We start from the raw sequence: 17,714 nt of genomic DNA on the forward strand, positions 1-17,714 counted from the left end.
TTTCGCGCTGGCCAGACAATTCGCCCCAGGGTCGCGGATCCTACAGGGCCCGCCTTGCACTCACCAACCCGAACTACTGTCTGGCCGCCTCGAACCCGGCATGCTCCGCCAGCCGCTCAACCATATATGGATAGAACGGATTGGACGTCACCCGCTGCAGTGCCTCCATGCTGACCAGCAGCACGCCCCGCTCACCACGCACGGACAACGCACCAAGGTGCACGCCGTAATCCTCCGGCTCGTCAGGCTGCAAGCCGTACAACGAATCGCTCAGCGGAAATGGCAGGGCGACGTGGGACAGGGAGAACACTTCACGGGGAAATGCCAGGCCGAGCGGTGTCACCTGTTCCTCAGTGGCACCGGCTGCGGTGATGCGGGCAGCGGCATCCAGCGTTTGCGGCGAGGCGTTACCGATCAGCGTGGTGCGGTAATGGCGCGGTGTGGGGGGCAGCAGGTCGGTAGGTGATTTGGCGTGAGCGCCGAGCAACGGCCCGAAGTCGACGAATCGATTGAGGTCGAACAGCACCAGCTCGCTGCCATTGGCGGGCAACTGCGCGTACAGGGCGTTGACCACAGCGGGCGTGCTGACCGTGTAATCGACCAGCGACTGGAACGTCAGCAGCGGCGGCAGCTCCTGCAACGCACCGCGCTCGTTCAGCGTGGCGATCTGCTCCTGCAGCGCCGAGGTGAACAGGTAGGACTGGCGTGCGGCGTTGAGGGCAAAAGAGTTGTACTTGAACGGGTTGTACTCGGGCAGTACATCCAGCCAGGCGGCCTTGGCGAAAGCCGGGAATATGGCTGGCAGCCCCGCCAGCCCGGCGAAGCGGGCATAGCCGGCCACGCCGATCATCGGCGAGATCAGGGTCAGGCGATCTGGCCGCACCAAGTCATCGTTACCGAGGGCATCGAGGGCGTACTTGAGGGCCAGACCACCGCCTGCCGAATAGCCGACCAGATGCAATTGTGCGTCCGCGCCGCTCAGCCGCCTGGCCTCGCGAACGGCCAGGCGTGTGGCGGCCAGCCAGTCCTGCCAGGTCACGTCGGTGAGCGCGCCGGGTGTGGTGCCGTGCCCCGGCAGACGCAGGCCGACGACGATAAAACCGGCGTCGCGATACAGCTTGGCGATATGCCGCAGGCTGTAGGGTGAATCGGTCAGGCCATGAAGCATCACGGCGGCGCCTTTCGGCTCGCCATCGGGCTCCAGCACGTAGGATCGGTTCCAGTCCCATTCGAAGCGCGAGGCGTTCAGCGGGCTGTCGGCGAAGTAGCGGTTGTCGGGCACGCGCTCGGCATCGTCGAGGCGCTGGTAGACCCTGTCTGGCAGCGAGGCGAACAGCGCCTGTTCGGCCAGCAGGTAATCCTGCCAACTGGCGGAGTCCAGTTCATCTGCACCCAGCTCGTGAGGCACGAAGGTATGCCAGGGGCTCAGATCAGGCTTGCTCTGGGCGTCGTAAATCCGCAGGGCGAAGAAGGTCATGGCAGTCACAGCGACTACCAGCCCAGTCAGGCGCACCCACTTTTTCACCACTGCCTTCATGCCTCAACCTCTCAACCGCAAACGATCCATGATAACCCTCGCCGCACACGAACGCGGGTGCGCAGTCTTGGTATAGCCGACTGGTGAACATTTGCTTATCTATTAAACCGAATAGGCATATAGACCTTTCCAAAGATTCTTAGACCTGCAGGCAAAAGCCGTTTATCGTCGCGCCGCTTCAACTCGCCTGTTCTACCACCCGCTGTCAGGCCTTTGCACCGCATGAAAATTCGCAATCTCGATCTCAGCAACAGCCCGGTCAACGACGAACACCAGGCACTGGGATTACCCCCTCTGGAAGACCACGTCTCCCACCCGGACAACCACCCGATCCTGCGCGCGGCCATGTGGTTCGCCATCCTCACCCTGGCTGGCCTGCTGCTGTTCCTTGCCTGGCGCCTGTTCTTCGGCAACCATGAAAGCACCGGCCTGGAGATCATCGAAGATGCCCTGACCAGCCGCGCCTTCTGGAGCGCCGTGGCAGTCGGTTTCTTCGCTCAGGTCATCGACGGTGCGCTGGGCATGGCCTATGGCATCACGGCCACGACCTTCCTGCTCAGTACCGGCGCCACGCCGGCTGCAGCCAGCGCTAGCGTGCATATCGCCGAAGTGTTCACCACCGGGCTGTCGGGGATTTCCCACGCCAAGCTGGGCAACGTCAACAAGGCGCTTTTTCTGCGCCTGCTGCTGCCGGGCATGATCGGTGCGATTCTCGGCGCGGTGCTGATCACCACCTTCGACGGCGACGTGATGAAGCCCTTCATCTCGGCCTACCTGCTGCTGATGGGCCTGTACATCCTGCACAAGGCCTATCGCCACGTGCGACTGGTGAAGAAGGAGCCCAAGCACGTCGGCAAGCTGGCGCTGTTCGGTGGTTTCGTCGACGCCGCTGGCGGTGGTGGCTGGGGCCCGGTGGTCACCAGCAGCCTGCTCGGCTCGGGCAGCGACCCGCGCACCACCATCGGTTCGGTCAACTTCGCCGAGTTCTTCCTGACCATCACCAGCGCCACATCCTTCATTCTCCTGGCGGGTCAGCCTGATACCTGGCTGATGGTCGCCGGTCTGGTGTTCGGTGGCATGTTCGCTGCGCCGCTGGCCGCTCTGCTGTGCAAGAAGCTGTCCGCACGCACTCTGCTGACCATCGTCGGCTGCCTGATTACCTGCATCAGTGCCTATAACATCTACGCCAGCCTGGCCTGAGGCCGCCTGATCCTTGCGAAGGCTCACCACAGCCCATAGGCTTCGGGCAGATTAACCTCTGTTCGGAGCCTGTCATGAGCGATTCACCGATCATCCCCTGCCCCAGCTGCAGCAGCCTCAACCGTATCCCTGCCGCCCGCCTGAGTGAGACGCCGCGTTGCGGCCACTGCAAGGCCGAGGTGCTGCCGGGTGCGCCGTTCGACGTGAACCAGGGCAACTTCGCCGCGCAGCTAAAGGGCGATCTGCCGCTGCTGGTCGATGTGTGGGCCTCGTGGTGCGGCCCTTGCCGCAGTTTCGCGCCGACGTTCACGCAAGCGGCCAGCGAACTGCGCACCCGCTGCCGACTGGGAAAACTGGACAGCGAAGCCAACCCGCAGCTATCTACCCAGCTGGCTATCCGCTCGATTCCCAGCCTGATTCTGTTTCGTGACGGTAAGGAAGTGGCCCGGATGAGCGGCGCGCTGCCCTTGCCGCAACTGCTGGCCTGGCTGAACGCTCAGGGCGTTTGACGGGCAGCGCGCCGGGCTACCAGAGCAACATCACCGTAGCCTGCGGTTGAGCGCAGCGATACCCAGGTAGGCCATGGGCTTCGCCGCGATCAGCGTTGCTGCAGCAAGTCGTGCAGCGCGACGTATTGCTGGGTGAGTTTGTGCCGCGGGTCGAGATAGATCAGCGGCGTACACGCCTGATGCGACTCACGCATCTTCACCGAGCTCATCAGGTTCACCGGCAGCACCGGCAGGCCTTCGGCGATCAGCTCGTCGAGCAGTTGCTGCGGCAGCGTCGCGCGTGGCTGGAACTGGTTGACCACGATGCCTTCCACTTGCAGCGTTTCGTTGTGATCCTCCTTCAATTCTTCGATCTCGCGCAGCAGACCGAACAGGGCGTTGCGCGAGAAGGTATCGCAATCGAAGGGGATCAGCACACGGTCGGCGGCGATCAACGCGGAAACCGTATAGAAGTTCAGCGCTGGCGGGGTATCCAGGTAGATCTGCTCGTAGTCCTCGGAAAGTTCCTCGAGCAGTTTGCGCAGCTTGTTGATCTTGTGCTTCTGCTCCAGCTTGGGCTGCAGCTCCGCCAGTTCGGCGGTAGCGGTGATCACATGCAGGTTGTCGAAAGGCGTCTCGTAGATATCGACCTTGCCCTTCTTGGAAAACGGACCGCTGGACAACGTCTGCTTGAAGAAGTCGGCGATGCCCATGGGGATGTCATCACCGGTCAGCCCCGTCAGGTAATGGGACGAGTTGGCCTGAGCATCCAGATCGACCAGCAGTGTCCGATAGCCTTGGGACGCACTCACCGCAGCCAGGTTGCAAGCAATGCTGGATTTGCCTACGCCACCCTTCTGATTGAAAACTACGCGCCGCATCTGCACTTCCTCCTGTCTAGTACATTGATACTAGGCATATGTTCTTGACAGTAGCGAGAACGAGGAGAAACGCGTCACGCATCAGAAAATCGCTACTTAATGTTTGCGAGGCCAAGTTATCACCCGGATAATGCCAACGCAGCATCGCTCTCCACGACAGGCTCTTGTCGCACAGGACAGTCTTTCAGACAAGGAATTGCCCGGCGGGCCAAGCAGAGTTTCATCTAGACATGCATTTCAGGATCGATCAATGGCGTGCCTGGGCTCCCGGCCTGGACAGTACGGATAACTGGCTCGCCTGGAGCAAGGCGCCCGAACGCCTGCACGATAGTGGCGAACAGCCCGATGTCAGCTTCCTCCCCGCCTTGCAACGCCGCCGCTTGAGCCGTCTCGCTCGCATGGTTTTCCAGGTCGCCTGGCCGCTTGCCGAAGGTCACTCGGCGCTGCCGCTGGTGTTCGCTTCGCGCCATGGCGAAACGCCGCGAAGTCTGGCCATTCTTCAAGACCTTGCAGTAGCAGAGCCGCTGTCGCCGACTCAGTTCAGTCTTTCGGTACACAACGCGATCATCGGCCAGTGGTCGATTATGCGCGGCGACACCAGTGAGATGACCGCGCTGGCCGGAGAAGGTGATGGCCTCGAAATGGCCATGCTGGAAGCCGCTACGCTGCTCACCGAGGGCGCTCCCGCGGTGTTGCTGGTGATTGGCGAGGAAGCGCAACCGGAGCTTTACGCCCCATTCATCGATGATGTCCCGTTCCCTTACGCCCTGGCTTTACTACTGGTGCCGGGCGACGACTGGGACTTGCAGCTACGCACGGGCAGCGGCCCGCGCACGCAGTGGCCGCATCCACTGAGCCTGATACAAGCCCTGTGCAATGGCTGCGCAACCCTCGAACACACCTGGAAAGAGCGCCAATGGATCTGGTCACACAAAAGCCTGTGAAGCGCTACAGCGCGCCTTACTGGTGGCGGCTGATCGCCACGGCGGCGAGCTTTACCCTGTTCGGTATAGGCGGCGTGATGCTGCGCGTGCTGTTGTTTCCCGCGCTGTCGCTGCTTCCCGGCGATGCCGCGGCTCATCAACGCCGCGCCCGCCAGGTGGTGAGCTGGAATTTCCGCACTTTCGTCAAGTTCATGCACCGCAGCGGCGTGCTCACCTATGAAGTCGAGAATGCTGAACGCCTGGGCCGACCCGGGCAAATGATCATTGCCAACCACCCCTCACTGATCGATGTGGTGGTGACCATCGCCTTTACCCGCAACGCCAACTGCGTGGTGAAGCAGAGCCTGTGGAATAACCCCTGTATGCGTGGGCCGATCCGCTCAGCGGGTTACATCAGCAACAGCGGCAGCATGGACATGCTCGACGAAGCGGCCGGCGTGCTGCAGCAAGGCCAGACTCTGGTGATTTTTCCGGAAGGCACACGCACCACGCCCGGCCGGCCGCCGGAGTTCCACCGCGGCGCCGCGGCCATCGCCTTGCGTGGCGCCCGTGTGATTACCCCGGTGGTGATCAGCGTCTCACCTACCACGCTGACCAAGGCGGAGCCCTGGTACCGGATTCCAGCGCGGCGTTTTCATATTCATTTGCGTGTGGGCGAGGACATCGACCCGGCGCAATTTACAGCCATGGGCGCTGCCCCAGTAGCGTCGCGCAAACTCAACGACCATTTGCATCAGCATTTCATTAAGGAGCTCGCAAGCGATGAGCGCTCTACAGCTTGAGATCAAACACCTGATCATCGATTCCCTGGGACTCGAAGACATCACGCCCCAGGATATCGGTGACGACCTCACCCTATTCGGTGAAGGCCTCGGCCTGGACTCGGTCGACGCCCTGGAACTGGGCCTGGCAATCCAGAAGCGTTTCGGTATCAAGATCGACGCCGAAGCCAAGGACACCCGCACCCATTTCGCCAACGTGGCCAGCCTGGCAGCCTTCGTTGCCAGCCGCCAGGCAATCTGAGGACAACCACCATGCAAACCCGTGACGAAATCTTCGCCACCTTGCGCGACGCTCTGGTGGAGCTGTTCGAGCTGAGCCCCGAGCGGATCAGCCTGGACGCCAACCTTTACGAAGACCTGGAAATCGACAGCATCGACGCCGTCGACCTGATCGACCATATCAAACGCCAGACCGGCAAGAAGATTGCCGCCGAGGCGTTCAAGTCGGTGCGCACCGTCGGTGACGTGGTCGAAGCGGTGCATCAATTGGTCAACGCGGACCCCGCATGAGCCGTTTGCTCGGCCTGTTGGTAGCGCTGGTCAGCGTGGCCTATCCGTTCGCCGTGTATTTCGGCGCGGGCCACCTTTCGCCGGCGTTGTTCGCCGGGCTGCTGGGCGGCCTGTGGCTGGCCCGACTGCTCGCCAACCCGAGTGACCGCAACAGCCGCAGGATGACCGGTGCGGTGCTGGTGTTCTGTCTGCTGCTGGCCCTGGCCGACGAGCCGGCGCTACTGCGCTGGTATCCGGTGCTGGTCAGCGCACTGTTGATGGCGCTGTTCGCCAGCAGCCTGAAGATCGGCATGCCCATGGTCGAGCGCCTGGCACGCCTGCGCGAGCCCGAACTACCTGAAGTGGCCGTGCGTTACACGCGTCGGGTCACCGAGGTGTGGGCGCTGTTTATGCTGGCCAACGGCCTGGTGGTGGTCGCCCTGAACCTGTGGGCACCACTGTCCTGGTGGGCGCTCTACACCGGGCTGATTTCTTACCTGCTGATGGGCCTGCTATTCGCCGGCGAATGGCTGGTGCGTCAACGTGTAAGGAGATTCGAATGAACTGGCTAAGCCTCGAGAACCTACTGCTGGAGGCAGATGCCAGCCGTCAGGTTACCCCGGCGCTCGATCACGCACAGCTGTGCCTGCGCGCACTGAGCCTGGCGGCGCACTGGCAGGCCGCGGGCGTGAAACGCATCGCCCTGCACCTGGAAGACGCCTCCGAGCTGGCCATCGCCTTGCTCGCTGCCTGGCAGGCTGACATTCACGTGCTGCTGCCTGCCGATGCCCAATCGCAAACCCGCCAGCGCCTGGGTGCCCAGGTCGACCTCTGGCTGGAGCGCCTCGATGACTCGATGGCCGCAACATCGCTGACGGCTCGTACGCTCGATCGTGAACGCTGCCGCCTGACCCTGTGCACATCAGGCTCCAGTGGCGAGCCCAAGCTGATCGACAAGAGCCTCGGCCAACTGGCCAACGAAGTGCAGGCATTGGAAGACCTGTGGGGCGAACGCCTCGGCGATGCGCTGATCATCGGCAGCGTGGCTGCCCAGCATATCTACGGGCTGTTGTTCCGCGTGCTCTGGCCGCTGTGCGCCGGACGGGTATTTCTGCCCAAAGCAATGCCCTTCCCCGAAGACCTGCAACTGGCCAGCCTGCCTCATCCGGCTTTCGCCTGGATCACCAGCCCGGCGCTGCTCAAGCGCATGGGCGACAACCTCGACTGGGCGGCACTGAGCCGCGTACGTCAGGTGTTTTCTTCCGGAGGTGCATTGCCTGCCGAAGCGGCCGCCTCCGTGCAGCAGCGTCTGGGCCAGTGGCCGACGGAAATCTACGGCAGCTCGGAAACAGGTGGCATCGCCTGGCGTCAGGGTGGCGAACACTGGCTGCCTTTCGCTGACGTAAGGCTCGAGCTGAACAACGAAGGCGCACTGCGCCTGAGCTCGCCTTATCTGCCTGCCGGGCACTGGGAGCAGATGGCCGACGCCGCGCAAATCGACGCCGATGGCCGCTTCATTCTCGGTGCGCGCCTGGATCGCATCGTCAAGCTGGAAGAAAAACGCATTTCCCTGCCCCTACTGGAACAGGCCCTGGCGCTGCATGACTGGGTCAGCGAGGCGCGCCTCGGCGTAGTGCAGCAGGGGCGTGCCTTTCTCGGTGCGCTGGTGGCGCTGTCTCCCGAAGGCCTGCATGTGCTGCGCAACCAAGGTCGTCGCCATCTGACCGAGGGCCTGCGCCAGCACCTGGCCGGCCACTGCGAGACCATCGCCCTGCCGCGCCGCTGGCGCCTGCTGCCCCATCTGCCGTACAGCAGCCAGGGCAAGCTGGGTCAGGTGCAGGTCAATGACCTGCTGGCCGCCGACCGCCCCACGCGGGTCGAGCCAATCAGCGCGCGGGAAGAGCAAGGCGAATGGCACCTGGAGCTGGACGTACCTCTAGATCTGGCGCATTTCAGCGGCCACTTCCCAGGCACGCCCGTGTTGCCAGGTGTGGTGCAGATCGACTGGGCGCAGCAGCTCGCGCGCACCCTGATCAGCGACCTACCACCGCTGTTCGGCGGTATGGAAGTGCTCAAGTTCCAGCAACTGGTACGCCCTGGCGACCGCCTGCAACTGACCCTGCGTTTCGACGGCGAACGCAACAAGCTGTACTTCACCTTCCGCAACGGCGAGGCCAACTGCTCCTCCGGGCGCATCCTGCTCAAGGCCGCGCCATGACTGCGCTTGCAGCCATTCATCGCCCCTGCGCGCTGATCCCGGTGTACAACCATGAAGGGCCGCTGCCCGGCGTGGTGGCCGCACTGCTCGACGCCGACCTACCTTGCGTATTGGTCGACGATGCATCCAGCCCGAGCTGCGCGGCGGTGATGGACGAGCTGGCCAAGCAGGCCGATGTTCACCTCTTGCGCCTGGCGGACAACCAAGGCAAAGGCGGTGCCGTAATGGCTGGCCTGCGTGAAGCCCAGCGCCTGGGTTTCAGCCATGCGCTGCAGGTAGACGCTGACGGCCAGCACGACCTGCAGGCGGTACAGGCCTTTCTCGACGAATCCCGCGCCCACCCCGAGGCGATCATCTGTGGCTACCCGCAGTACGACGCCAGCGTACCCAAGGGCCGCCTTTACGCCCGCTACCTGACCCACGTCTGGGTGTGGATCAACAGCCTGTCGCTGCAGATCCGCGATTCCATGTGCGGCTTTCGTGTCTACCCGCTGGCCGCCAGCGTGGCGCTGATCGACTCGGCGAAGCTCGGCACGCGCATGGATTTCGACTCGGAGATTCTCGTACGCCTGTCATGGCGCAGGCAGCCCATGCAGTGGCTGCCGACCCGCGTGCATTACCCGGCGGACGGCGTGTCGCATTTCCGTCTGTGGCAGGACAACGTGCTGATCTCGAAAATGCATGCGCGACTGTTCTTCGGCATGCTCTGCCGGGCGCCCATGCTGCTCTACCGGCGGTGGCGCTGATGGACCGCAGCAGACACTGGGCCGGCCAGCGCGAGCGCGGCAGCTTCGCCCTGATGAAGTTCACCGCCCTGGCCTCCCGCTACCTGGGCCGCCGAGCGCTGAGCCCGTTGCTGCACCTGATCGTCGCTTACTTCTTTCTGTTCGGTGCCAAGGCGCGGCGTAGCGTTCGCCAGTATCAAGACAACCTCGCAAGCTGGAGCGCCCGCCCTGAGCTGCGCCCGACCCGACGCTCGGTATTCGCCCAGTTCATGGCTTTCGCCGACAGCCTGCTGGACAAGCTGGACGTATGGAGCGGCCGCCTGAATTTCAGCGACATCGAGCTGATCGACCCACACGGTCTACACGGCCAGATGAGCGGAACACGCGGCCAGCTGCTGGTCGGTGCCCACCTCGGCAACCTCGAAGTGTGCCGTGCCCTGGCCGAGCTGAGCGCCCAGGTGCGCATGAACGTGCTCGTTCACACGCGGCATGCCGAGCAGTTCAATCGCCTGCTCAAGGAAACCGGCGCCAACAACCTGCGGCTGATTCAGGTCAGCGAACTGGATCCGGCGGTGATGATGCGTCTGGCCGACCACCTGGAGCGCGGCGAATGGCTGGCGATTGCCGGCGACCGCGTGCCGCTGCACGGCGAGCGCACCGTGAACGTGGACTTCCTCGGCGAGTCGGCGCCACTGCCCCAGGGCCCCTGGCTACTCGCCGGGCTGTTGCAGTGCCCGGTCAACCTGATCGACTGCCTGAAGATCGATGGCCGCTACAAGGTCATGCTGCAGCCCTTTACCGATGCCGTGCAGTGGAAGCGCAGCGAGCGCGACGCGGTCATTCAGGGCTGGGCACAACGCTACGCCGACCACCTGGCCCAACGCTGCCTGCAAGCCCCGCGGCAGTGGTTCAATTTCTATCCGTTCTGGAACGACCATGACAACCCATCAGTCTGAAACGGTGACCTTCGGCGCTCAGCCGCTGCGTCTTGAACAGATCGTCGGCCTGGCCCAGCGCACTGCGCGCGGCGAGCTGGACAGCAGTGCCGAATGGCGCGATCGCATCGGCCGCGGCGCGCGCTTCGTCGACAGCCTGCTCGACCGCGAAGGCATGATCTACGGCATCACCACCGGCTACGGCGACTCCTGCGTGGTGGCGGTACCGCTGCATCAGGTCGAGGCGCTGCCGCGTCATCTGTACACCTTCCACGGCTGCGGCCTGGGCAAGCTGCTCGACGAGCAGGCCACCCGTGCGGTGCTGGCTGCTCGTTTGCAGTCGCTGTGCCAGGGCATGTCCGGGGTGCGCCTGGAGCTGCTGGAGCGCCTGCAGGCGTTCATCGAACACGACGTGCTGCCGCTGATCCCGGAAGAGGGCTCGGTGGGCGCCAGTGGCGATCTGACGCCGCTGTCCTACATCGCTGCGACCCTGTGTGGCGAGCGCGAAGTGATGTACCGCGGCGAGCGCCGCAGCGCCGCTGACGTGCACGCCGAGCTGGGCTGGACGCCGCTGGTGCTGCGCCCCAAGGAAGCCTTGGCGCTGATGAACGGCACTGCGGTGATGACCGCTCTGGCCTGCCAGGCCTATTCCCGCGCCGATTACCTGCTCAAGCTGGCGACACGCATTACCGCACTCAACGTGATCGCCCTGCAGGGCAACCCGGAACACTTCGACGAACGCCTGTTCGCCGCCAAACCGCACCCGGGCCAGAATCAGGTCGCCGCTTGGATTCGACAGGATCTGGCCATCGATGCGCCGACCGCGCCGCTGCACCGCCTGCAGGATCGCTACTCGATCCGCTGCGCACCGCACGTGCTGGGCGTGCTGGCCGACAGCCTGGGGCTGCTGCGCCAGTTCATCGAAACCGAGCTGAACAGCGCCAACGACAACCCGCTGATCGATCCCGATGAAGAGCGCGTGCTGCATGGCGGGCACTTCTATGGCGGGCATATCGCCTTCGCCATGGACAGCCTGAAGAACCTGATCGGCAACCTCGCCGACCTGCTCGACCGGCAGCTCGCTCTGCTGGTCGACACCCGCTACAACCACGGCCTGCCGAGCAACCTGTCCGGTGCCCCGGCGGAAACTGCGATGATCAACCATGGCTTCAAGGCAGTGCAGATCGGCGCCAGCGCCTGGACGGCCGAAGCCCTGAAGAACACCATGCCGGCGAGCGTGTTCTCGCGCTCCACCGAATGCCACAACCAGGACAAGGTGAGCATGGGCACCATCGCCGCCCGCGACGCCCTGCGCAGCCTGGAGCTGGCCGAACAGGTCGCCGCGGCCACGCTGCTGGCAGCCAACCAGGGCGTGTGGTTGCGCCAGCGCGCCGAATCCACCGTCTTGCCAGCAGCCCTAGCGGACATGCACGTGACACTGGGCGAAGACTTCCCGCCGCTGATCGAAGATCGTGCTCTGGAAGGCGAACTGCGCCTGTGCCTGCTACGCATCCGTGCCCAGCACTGGAGCCTGTATGCGTAACACATGCTGTGCAGGAGCCATGCTGGCGATAACGCGGTTGAAATCTGCTTCGGTGTTGCCGCGTAAATCGCATTCGCTGGCAAGCCAGCTCCTACCGAGCGCGCAACACGACCGCGTAACTCAGGTATCCGTAGGAGCCGGCTTGCCGGCGATAACGATGCTGAGATCTGCCTCGGTGTTGCCGCGTAAACCGCTTTCGCTGGCAAGCCAGCTCCTACAGGGACGCAGCAGTTATGCGTAGCAAGGGCGTACTTCAGGCCGAGGTGGAAATCCTCGTGCCGTTCTTCGACGTGGACATGATGGAAATCGTCTGGCACGGCCACTACGTCAAATACTTCGAACAGGCGCGCTGTGCGCTGCTCGACCGCCTCGACCACGGCTACCCGCAGATGCGCGACAGCGGTTATGCCTGGCCGGTGATCGATCTGCAGCTGCGCTATATCCGCGGTGCCCAGTTCGGCCAGCGCATTACCGTGTGCGCCGATCTGGTGGAGTGGGAAAACCGCCTGAAGATCCATTACCTGATCAGCGACACCGCCACCGGCGAACGCATGACTCGTGGTAGCAGCGTGCAGGTGGCGGTGGAAATCGCCAGCAAGGAAATGCTGCTGGCCTCACCTCAGGTATTCATCGATGCCGTACAACGGGTGATCGGATGAGTCGCATGACGCGCGCCACCTTGCTGTTCAGCCTGATGCTGACGGCCCTGAGCAGCCAGGCCGAGCCTTTCACCCTCGATGGGCTCAGCGAGCAACTGGCGCAACACACAGTGGTGCGTGGCCCCTTTATCCAGGAAAAACACTTGCGCGCCTTGCCCCAGCCGCTGACCAGCAGTGGCACCTTCATGCTGGCTGCCGATGCCGGTCTGCTGTGGAAGCTGGAAAAACCGCTCAAACAGGATTACCGCATCGATGCCAACGGCATCGCCAAGCGCACCGCTGATGGCTGGCAAATGCAGCCAGGGCGCGATGTCGCGGCCCAACAGAGCAAGCTTTTTCTCGATGTGCTCAAGGGCAACCACAGCGGCCTGGCGCGGGATTTCGACCTGCAACTGAGTGGCGACGCCAAGGCCTGGACACTGAACCTGCTGCCGACCTCGATGCTGCTCAAGCAGGTGTTCAGCCGTATCGAGATCAGCGGTGGCGAGCTGGTCGAGCGCATCGAGCTGCACGAAACCCAGGGTGATCGCACGCTGATGCGCATGCCCGCCAGTGTTTCGGCCGATGCCCTGAGCGAGCAGGAGCGCAGCGATTTTGCCCGCTGAAGCCGGAAAATCACTTATAGAACGCCGCCTGCCGCGGCTGTTCGCCGTGCTGCTGCTGGCGCTGCTCGCGCTGACTGCCTGGCAGTGGCGCAGCGGCCCGCCAGTGGCCGCCAGCATGCTCGCCCTGCTACCCAGCGGTGCGGGCGATGCGCGGCTGCAACAGGCCGAGGCGCGTATGCAGGAGCCTATTCAGCGCGACCTACTGGTATTGGTCGGTCATCCACAGCGCGAACGGGCCGTCGTTCTAGCCGCGACCCTGGGCCAGCAATGGCGCGACGGTGGTAATTTCCAACAGGTGCGCTGGCAACTCGACAGCGATCTCGATGCCCTGCGTCAGCACTTGCGCGACAGCCGCCTGAACCTGCTGCCTGCGGCTGACCGTCAGTTGCTCAGTGAGCAGCCGGAAACCTTTATTCAGCAACGCGCTGCCGAACTGTTCGATCCGTTTGCGTCTTTCAGCCTACTGCCGCCGGAACAGGACTGGCTAGGCCTGGGCGGACGCGCACAGCAGGCACTCAATTTTGGCGGCCGAGTACAGCCCGATCTGGCCAGCGGCACTCTGCTGGTTCAGGAGACCGGCATGAGCTGGGCCGTGCTGCACTTGCGCAGCCGTGGCGATGCCTTCGACATGCAGGCGCCGTTAGACATCGCGCAGAGTATCGACGCTGCGCGCGCCACCACCGAAGCGGCAGGCGGTCAGTTGCTTGCCACTGGCGGCGTGCTGTACGCCGCGGCAGGCCAGAACAAGGCCATGAGCGAGATGACCCTGATCGGCGGTGCCGCCAGCCTCGGCATGCTGTTGCTGTTGCTGCTGGCCTTCCGTCGAGTACGCGTGCTGCTCAGCCTGCTGCCGATCGCCGTGGCCCTGCTCGCCGGTAGCGCCGCCTGCGTACTGATATTTGGCCAGATCAACGCCCTGACTCTGGTACTCGGCGCCAGCCTGATCGGCGTCGCGGCCGACTACCCGCTGCATTACCTGAGCAAGAGCTGGGGCCATAACCAATGGCGCAGCTGGAGCGCATTACACAGCACCCTACCGGGCCTGAGCCTAAGCCTGGGTACCAACCTGATCGGCTACCTGGCACTGGCCTTCACGCCGTTCCCGGCCCTCACACAGATCGCGGCGTTCTCCGCCGCAGGCCTGATTGGTGCCTATCTCTGCTCGGTCTGCCTGCTCCCCGCCTGGCTGGATGGCATGCAACTGCGCCCAGCGCCGCGTCTGGTGGCGGTTGCCACACGCCTGCTGAGCTGGCATTCCCGTGTACAGAGAGGCAACGGCAATTTCTGGCTGCTCGGCGCGTTCCTGCTGTTCTGCGCCGGCGGCATCTGGCAGTTGCACAGCCAGAACGATCTGCGCCAATGGCTGGGCAAAGACCCAGCGCTGTTCGCCCAGTCACAACGCATCGTCGAACTCACCGGGCAGCAGCCTACCAGCCAGTTCTTCCTGGTGCGCGCCAACGACGAGGCGCAACTGCTGCAGCGCCAGCAAACGCTGGGCGCACGCCTGGATACGCTGGTGCAGAACCAACAGTTACGCAGCTACCTGTCGCTCAATCAACTGGTAGCGCCTGACGCCCAACTGCAGTCGTTGCGTACGGCTCTGACAGAGCTGCCGAAACACTGGCAGGCACTGCTCGATCTGGGCGTGCCAGCAAGCGCACTGCAAGCCGAGCTGCAGCAACTGTTGGAACAGCCGCAAACCAATCTGGATGAAGCCCTCGCCAGCCCACTCGGCGAGCCGTGGCGCACCCTGTGGCTCGGCCGCGATGACAGTGGCGTGGCGGCCATCGTCAGCCTGCAAGGGCAGACCGACAGTGCACTGCTGCAAACCGCCGCAGATGGCCTAGACGGCGTGCAACTGGTCGACCGCCTGGGCGAGTTGAACAACCTGTTCGCCGCCACCCAGATCAGCGCCGCAGAACTCAAGCTGATCTCCTGCCTGGCGATCGTGCTGCTGTTGTGCATCCCGTTCGGCATCGGCGGCGCGCTGCGGGTGGTCTGCCTGCCGTTGCTGGCCGCCCTCGCCGCGCTGGCCTGCCTGGGCTGGCTGGGCCAGCCACTGACCCTGTTCAGTCTTTTCGGCCTGCTGTTGATCACCGCCATCGGCGTCGATTACGCCATCCTGATGCGCGAAAACATCGGCGGCCCCGCCGTCAGCCTGCTCGGTACGCTGCTCTCGGCCATCTCCAGCTGGCTGTCGTTCGGCCTGCTGCTGATCAGCCAGACGCCCGCCATCGCCAACTTCGGCCTGGCCATCAGCCTCGGCCTGATGTTCTGTTTCCTGCTGTCGCCTTGGGCCGCAACGCGGTCTGACAAGGAGGTCGCAGCGTGACCGTGCTCGGTTTCTGGCTGCTGGCCCTGGCGATCTACGCGCTGGTCGGCATCCTTGGCGGTCGTCGCCTGATTCCCATCGTCGGCCAGTTGCTGGTCGCCAGTCTCGCGGTTCCCGCGCTGCTGCTCGGCTGGGTCGAGCCGCACCTGCAGCTCAGCGCCGCCGACCTGCTCGCGCCCATCTGGATAGACCTGCTGTACGGCCTGTGCTTCGCCCTGCTGCTGGGTTATATCCTCAGCGATGTGATCGATCTGGAGCTGAGCCCGGCATGCCTGAAGATCGCCCTGCCAAGCTTTCTGATTCCGCTGCTGGCCGGCCTGGCCTGCGCGCTGTGGGTGCTGCCCGGTGATTACGGCTGGCTGAGCGCGGTGGGCATCGGCCTGCTGTTCTCGATCACCGCTATTCCGGTGCTCTATCTGTTCCTGCAGAGCATCGACTATCCGCCTGCGGCGACCAAGCGCCTGCTGCACGCGGCGATCCTGATGGATTTCATGTGCTGGAGCCTGTTTGGTCTGGCCCAGGGCAGCAGCCACCCAATCAGCCTGCTGTGGCCGTTGCTGGCTGCCGCCCTGCCGCTGCTGTTGCACGTACTGAAGCTGCGCCATCCGCTGTTCTACAGCCTGCCGTTCTTCGCGCTGATGGTGCTGCTGCACAACCTCAAGCTCAACGCGCTGGTATTCGGCATCGCCTACATGCTGTGCCTCGCCGCGATCCGCGTACCGTTCCGCCTGCCGCTGCCAGAGCGCCAGTGGAAGCTGCTGATGAATGGCCTGGCCGTTCCGCTGATTCTTACCTGCGGCGTCCTGCGCGTGGACTTCCACGGCATTGACGCCACGGACTCCTGGTTCGCCGTCAGCGTGCTGCTGGTGGCGCCGGTGGTCAGCAAGGTCGTGGGCAGCTGGCTTGGCCTGCACTGGGCCGACCCGGCCGCATCGGCGCAGATCAAGTGGCGCGAAAGCATGCTGCTGAATATTCGTGGCCTGACCGAAATCGTGTTCCTCAACCTGCTCCTGCAATTACAGCTGATCGATGCAATGGTCTATTTCGGCCTGCTGCTGATGAGCCTGTTCTCTACCCTGCTGCCGGCCCTGTTGGGCCGGCGTGCGTACACACGCGAGGCGAAAAGCCGCTATGAAGTCTCCTGAAGTCCAACACCATCAGATCGTCGTAGTCGGTGCAGGCCCATCCGGCGCCATCGCTGCCGCCATCCTCAAGCGCAAGGGCCACGAGGTGCTGATCCTCGAGCGCCAGCGTTTCCCGCGCTTCTCGATTGGCGAGAGCCTGCTGTCCCATTGCCTGGACTTCGTCGAAGAAGCCGGGATGATCGACGCCGTGCGTGCTGCCGGCTTCCAGACCAAGCACGGTGCAGCCTTTGCCTGGGACGATCGGTATACCGACTTCGACTTTCGCGAGACCTTCACGAAAAGCTTCGGCTCGACTTTCCAGGTGCAGCGCGCCACGTTCGACAAGGTGCTGGCCGACGACGCCGAGCGCCAGGGCGTGACCATCCGCTACGAAGAGGAAATCGTCGCCGTGGACTTCAGCGGCGAGCAACCGCTGCTGTCGGTGCGTCGCCTGGCCGACGGCTACGAGTACCAGGTGAGCTGCACCTTCGTGCTCGACGCCAGTGGCTATGGCCGCCTGCTGCCGCGCCTGCTCGACCTCGAACTGCCGTCCAACCTGCCGATGCGCAAGGCGCTGTTCACCCATATCGAAGACCGTATCGATCACCCGGCCTTCGACCGCGAGAAAATCCTCATCACCACCCATCCGACCCTGCGCGATGTGTGGTTCTGGACCATTCCGTTCAGCAACGGTCGCTGCTCCCTGGGCGTGGTCGGCCTGGCCGAGCGCTTCGACGGTTACCCGCAAGACAAGGACGCGGCACTCAAGCAGTTCGTCGCCGAAACGCCGAGCCTGACCAAGGTGCTGGGCAACGCCGTCTGGGATACCCCGGTGGGCGAGATCAAGGGCTACTCGGCCAACGTCAAAACCCTGCACGGCCCTGGCTTCGCGCTGCTCGGCAACGCCGCCGAGTTCCTCGACCCAGTGTTTTCTTCCGGCGTGACCATCGCCATGCGTTCGGCGAGCATGGCCGCCAACCTGCTGCACCGTCAGTTGAGCGGGGAAAGCGTGGATTGGGAACTGGACTTCGCCGTGCCGCTCAAACGCGGCGTCGATACCTTCCGCGTCTACGTGGAAGGCTGGTACGACGGCAGCTTCCAAGACGTGATCTATTACCCCAATGCCTCACCCGAAATCCGCGCCATGATCAGTTCCATCCTCGCCGGCTATGCCTGGGACGAACGCAACCCGTACGTTGCCGAGCCACGTCGCCGCCTGCGGGTTCTCGCCGAGTTGTGCGCCAGTGCCTGA

Annotated in this window: 18 protein-coding genes; 16 read left to right on the top strand and 2 right to left on the bottom strand. The window is 63.8% G+C overall.

What is annotated here, in order from left to right; translation table 11 throughout:
- Positions 1 to 73 precede the first annotated feature (73 nt).
- A complete protein-coding gene (locus tag ACZ3GY_RS17170) occupies positions 74 to 1,537 on the bottom strand; it encodes an alpha/beta hydrolase (protein ID WP_465911246.1) in 1,464 nt (487 codons plus the stop codon).
- A 222-nt stretch (positions 1,538 to 1,759) separates the two neighbouring features.
- Here ACZ3GY_RS17170 and ACZ3GY_RS17175 point away from each other — a divergent pair, with 222 nt between their 5' ends.
- Both ACZ3GY_RS17175 and trxC read left to right on the top strand, forming a co-directional pair.
- Complete coding sequence (locus ACZ3GY_RS17175; protein WP_465911248.1) at positions 1,760 to 2,737, top strand: sulfite exporter TauE/SafE family protein; 978 nt, start codon at positions 1,760 to 1,762, stop codon at positions 2,735 to 2,737.
- 74 nt (positions 2,738 to 2,811) lie between these two features.
- Positions 2,812 to 3,246: a thioredoxin TrxC gene (trxC, locus tag ACZ3GY_RS17180; RefSeq protein WP_465911249.1), complete on the top strand. Its 435-nt coding sequence runs from the start codon at positions 2,812 to 2,814 to the stop codon at positions 3,244 to 3,246.
- 89 nt (positions 3,247 to 3,335) lie between these two features.
- On the opposite strand, the gene ACZ3GY_RS17185 is transcribed toward trxC, so the two are convergent.
- A complete protein-coding gene (locus tag ACZ3GY_RS17185) occupies positions 3,336 to 4,106 on the bottom strand; it encodes a ParA family protein (protein WP_465911251.1) in 771 nt (256 codons plus the stop codon).
- Between the two features lie 230 nt (positions 4,107 to 4,336).
- On the opposite strand from ACZ3GY_RS17185, the gene ACZ3GY_RS17190 reads away from it, so the two are divergent.
- The 14 genes from ACZ3GY_RS17190 to ACZ3GY_RS17255 all read left to right on the top strand — a co-directional run bounded on the left by ACZ3GY_RS17190 (position 4,337) and on the right by ACZ3GY_RS17255 (position 17,714).
- Positions 4,337 to 5,050 carry a beta-ketoacyl synthase chain length factor gene (locus ACZ3GY_RS17190; protein WP_465911253.1) on the top strand — a complete coding sequence of 238 codons (714 nt, stop codon included), beginning with the start codon at positions 4,337 to 4,339 and terminating at the stop codon, positions 5,048 to 5,050.
- The gene (locus ACZ3GY_RS17195) at positions 5,023 to 5,832 is read left to right on the top strand and encodes a lysophospholipid acyltransferase family protein (RefSeq protein ID WP_465911254.1); all 810 of its coding nucleotides are present in this window, start codon (positions 5,023 to 5,025) and stop codon (positions 5,830 to 5,832) included. Before ACZ3GY_RS17190 ends, ACZ3GY_RS17195 begins: the two co-directional genes overlap by 28 nt.
- Entirely contained in the window at positions 5,813 to 6,073 is a 261-nt protein-coding gene (locus tag ACZ3GY_RS17200; protein WP_463562544.1) for a phosphopantetheine-binding protein, read from the top strand. Before ACZ3GY_RS17195 ends, ACZ3GY_RS17200 begins: the two co-directional genes overlap by 20 nt.
- Positions 6,074 to 6,084: 11 nt before the next feature.
- Positions 6,085 to 6,342, top strand: coding sequence for an acyl carrier protein (locus tag ACZ3GY_RS17205; RefSeq protein WP_465911256.1), 258 nt, complete (start codon positions 6,085 to 6,087; stop codon positions 6,340 to 6,342).
- The gene (locus tag ACZ3GY_RS17210) at positions 6,339 to 6,884 is read left to right on the top strand and encodes a COG4648 family protein (RefSeq protein ID WP_463562546.1); all 546 of its coding nucleotides are present in this window, start codon (positions 6,339 to 6,341) and stop codon (positions 6,882 to 6,884) included. The genes ACZ3GY_RS17205 and ACZ3GY_RS17210 overlap by 4 nt, the downstream gene beginning before the upstream one ends.
- On the top strand, positions 6,881 to 8,539 hold the full coding sequence (locus ACZ3GY_RS17215) for an ApeI family dehydratase (RefSeq protein WP_465911257.1): 1,659 nt from the start codon (positions 6,881 to 6,883) through the stop codon (positions 8,537 to 8,539). Before ACZ3GY_RS17210 ends, ACZ3GY_RS17215 begins: the two co-directional genes overlap by 4 nt.
- Before the next feature lie 14 nt (positions 8,540 to 8,553).
- Complete coding sequence (locus tag ACZ3GY_RS17220) at positions 8,554 to 9,285, top strand: glycosyltransferase family 2 protein (RefSeq protein ID WP_465911842.1); 732 nt, start codon at positions 8,554 to 8,556, stop codon at positions 9,283 to 9,285.
- Positions 9,285 to 10,220, top strand: coding sequence for a lysophospholipid acyltransferase family protein (locus ACZ3GY_RS17225; protein WP_465911258.1), 936 nt, complete (start codon positions 9,285 to 9,287; stop codon positions 10,218 to 10,220). The genes ACZ3GY_RS17220 and ACZ3GY_RS17225 overlap by 1 nt, the downstream gene beginning before the upstream one ends.
- The gene (locus ACZ3GY_RS17230; protein WP_465911259.1) at positions 10,201 to 11,742 is read left to right on the top strand and encodes an HAL/PAL/TAL family ammonia-lyase; all 1,542 of its coding nucleotides are present in this window, start codon (positions 10,201 to 10,203) and stop codon (positions 11,740 to 11,742) included. The genes ACZ3GY_RS17225 and ACZ3GY_RS17230 overlap by 20 nt, the downstream gene beginning before the upstream one ends.
- A gap of 233 nt (positions 11,743 to 11,975) precedes the next feature.
- Positions 11,976 to 12,401, top strand: coding sequence for an acyl-CoA thioesterase (locus tag ACZ3GY_RS17235; protein ID WP_465911260.1), 426 nt, complete (start codon positions 11,976 to 11,978; stop codon positions 12,399 to 12,401).
- Complete coding sequence (locus tag ACZ3GY_RS17240; RefSeq protein ID WP_465911261.1) at positions 12,398 to 13,006, top strand: outer membrane lipoprotein carrier protein LolA; 609 nt, start codon at positions 12,398 to 12,400, stop codon at positions 13,004 to 13,006. Before ACZ3GY_RS17235 ends, ACZ3GY_RS17240 begins: the two co-directional genes overlap by 4 nt.
- Positions 12,996 to 15,338, top strand: a complete 2,343-nt coding sequence (locus ACZ3GY_RS17245; RefSeq protein WP_465911262.1) for an MMPL family transporter — start codon at positions 12,996 to 12,998, stop codon at positions 15,336 to 15,338. The genes ACZ3GY_RS17240 and ACZ3GY_RS17245 overlap by 11 nt, the downstream gene beginning before the upstream one ends.
- Entirely contained in the window at positions 15,335 to 16,483 is a 1,149-nt protein-coding gene (locus ACZ3GY_RS17250) for a cation:proton antiporter (RefSeq protein WP_465911263.1), read from the top strand. Before ACZ3GY_RS17245 ends, ACZ3GY_RS17250 begins: the two co-directional genes overlap by 4 nt.
- A complete protein-coding gene (locus ACZ3GY_RS17255; protein WP_465911266.1) occupies positions 16,470 to 17,714 on the top strand; it encodes an NAD(P)/FAD-dependent oxidoreductase in 1,245 nt (414 codons plus the stop codon). Before ACZ3GY_RS17250 ends, ACZ3GY_RS17255 begins: the two co-directional genes overlap by 14 nt.

The organism is Pseudomonas sp. PME37.24/006 (genome assembly GCF_055556635.1).

Excerpts from the sequence above, each read along its gene's own strand:
- ACZ3GY_RS17170 (WP_465911246.1), bottom strand. The coding sequence starts at position 1,537 with ATGAAGGCAGTGGTGAAAAAGTGGGTGCGCCTGACTGGGCTGGTAGTC.
- ACZ3GY_RS17175 (WP_465911248.1), top strand. The coding sequence starts at position 1,760 with ATGAAAATTCGCAATCTCGATCTCAGCAACAGCCCGGTCAACGACGAA.
- trxC (WP_465911249.1), top strand. The coding sequence starts at position 2,812 with ATGAGCGATTCACCGATCATCCCCTGCCCCAGCTGCAGCAGCCTCAAC.
- ACZ3GY_RS17185 (WP_465911251.1), bottom strand. The coding sequence starts at position 4,106 with ATGCGGCGCGTAGTTTTCAATCAGAAGGGTGGCGTAGGCAAATCCAGC.
- ACZ3GY_RS17190 (WP_465911253.1), top strand. The coding sequence starts at position 4,337 with ATGCATTTCAGGATCGATCAATGGCGTGCCTGGGCTCCCGGCCTGGAC.
- ACZ3GY_RS17195 (WP_465911254.1), top strand. The coding sequence starts at position 5,023 with ATGGATCTGGTCACACAAAAGCCTGTGAAGCGCTACAGCGCGCCTTAC.
- ACZ3GY_RS17200 (WP_463562544.1), top strand. The coding sequence starts at position 5,813 with ATGAGCGCTCTACAGCTTGAGATCAAACACCTGATCATCGATTCCCTG.
- ACZ3GY_RS17205 (WP_465911256.1), top strand. The coding sequence starts at position 6,085 with ATGCAAACCCGTGACGAAATCTTCGCCACCTTGCGCGACGCTCTGGTG.
- ACZ3GY_RS17210 (WP_463562546.1), top strand. The coding sequence starts at position 6,339 with ATGAGCCGTTTGCTCGGCCTGTTGGTAGCGCTGGTCAGCGTGGCCTAT.
- ACZ3GY_RS17215 (WP_465911257.1), top strand. The coding sequence starts at position 6,881 with ATGAACTGGCTAAGCCTCGAGAACCTACTGCTGGAGGCAGATGCCAGC.
- ACZ3GY_RS17225 (WP_465911258.1), top strand. The coding sequence starts at position 9,285 with ATGGACCGCAGCAGACACTGGGCCGGCCAGCGCGAGCGCGGCAGCTTC.
- ACZ3GY_RS17230 (WP_465911259.1), top strand. The coding sequence starts at position 10,201 with ATGACAACCCATCAGTCTGAAACGGTGACCTTCGGCGCTCAGCCGCTG.
- ACZ3GY_RS17235 (WP_465911260.1), top strand. The coding sequence starts at position 11,976 with ATGCGTAGCAAGGGCGTACTTCAGGCCGAGGTGGAAATCCTCGTGCCG.
- ACZ3GY_RS17240 (WP_465911261.1), top strand. The coding sequence starts at position 12,398 with ATGAGTCGCATGACGCGCGCCACCTTGCTGTTCAGCCTGATGCTGACG.
- ACZ3GY_RS17255 (WP_465911266.1), top strand. The coding sequence starts at position 16,470 with ATGAAGTCTCCTGAAGTCCAACACCATCAGATCGTCGTAGTCGGTGCA.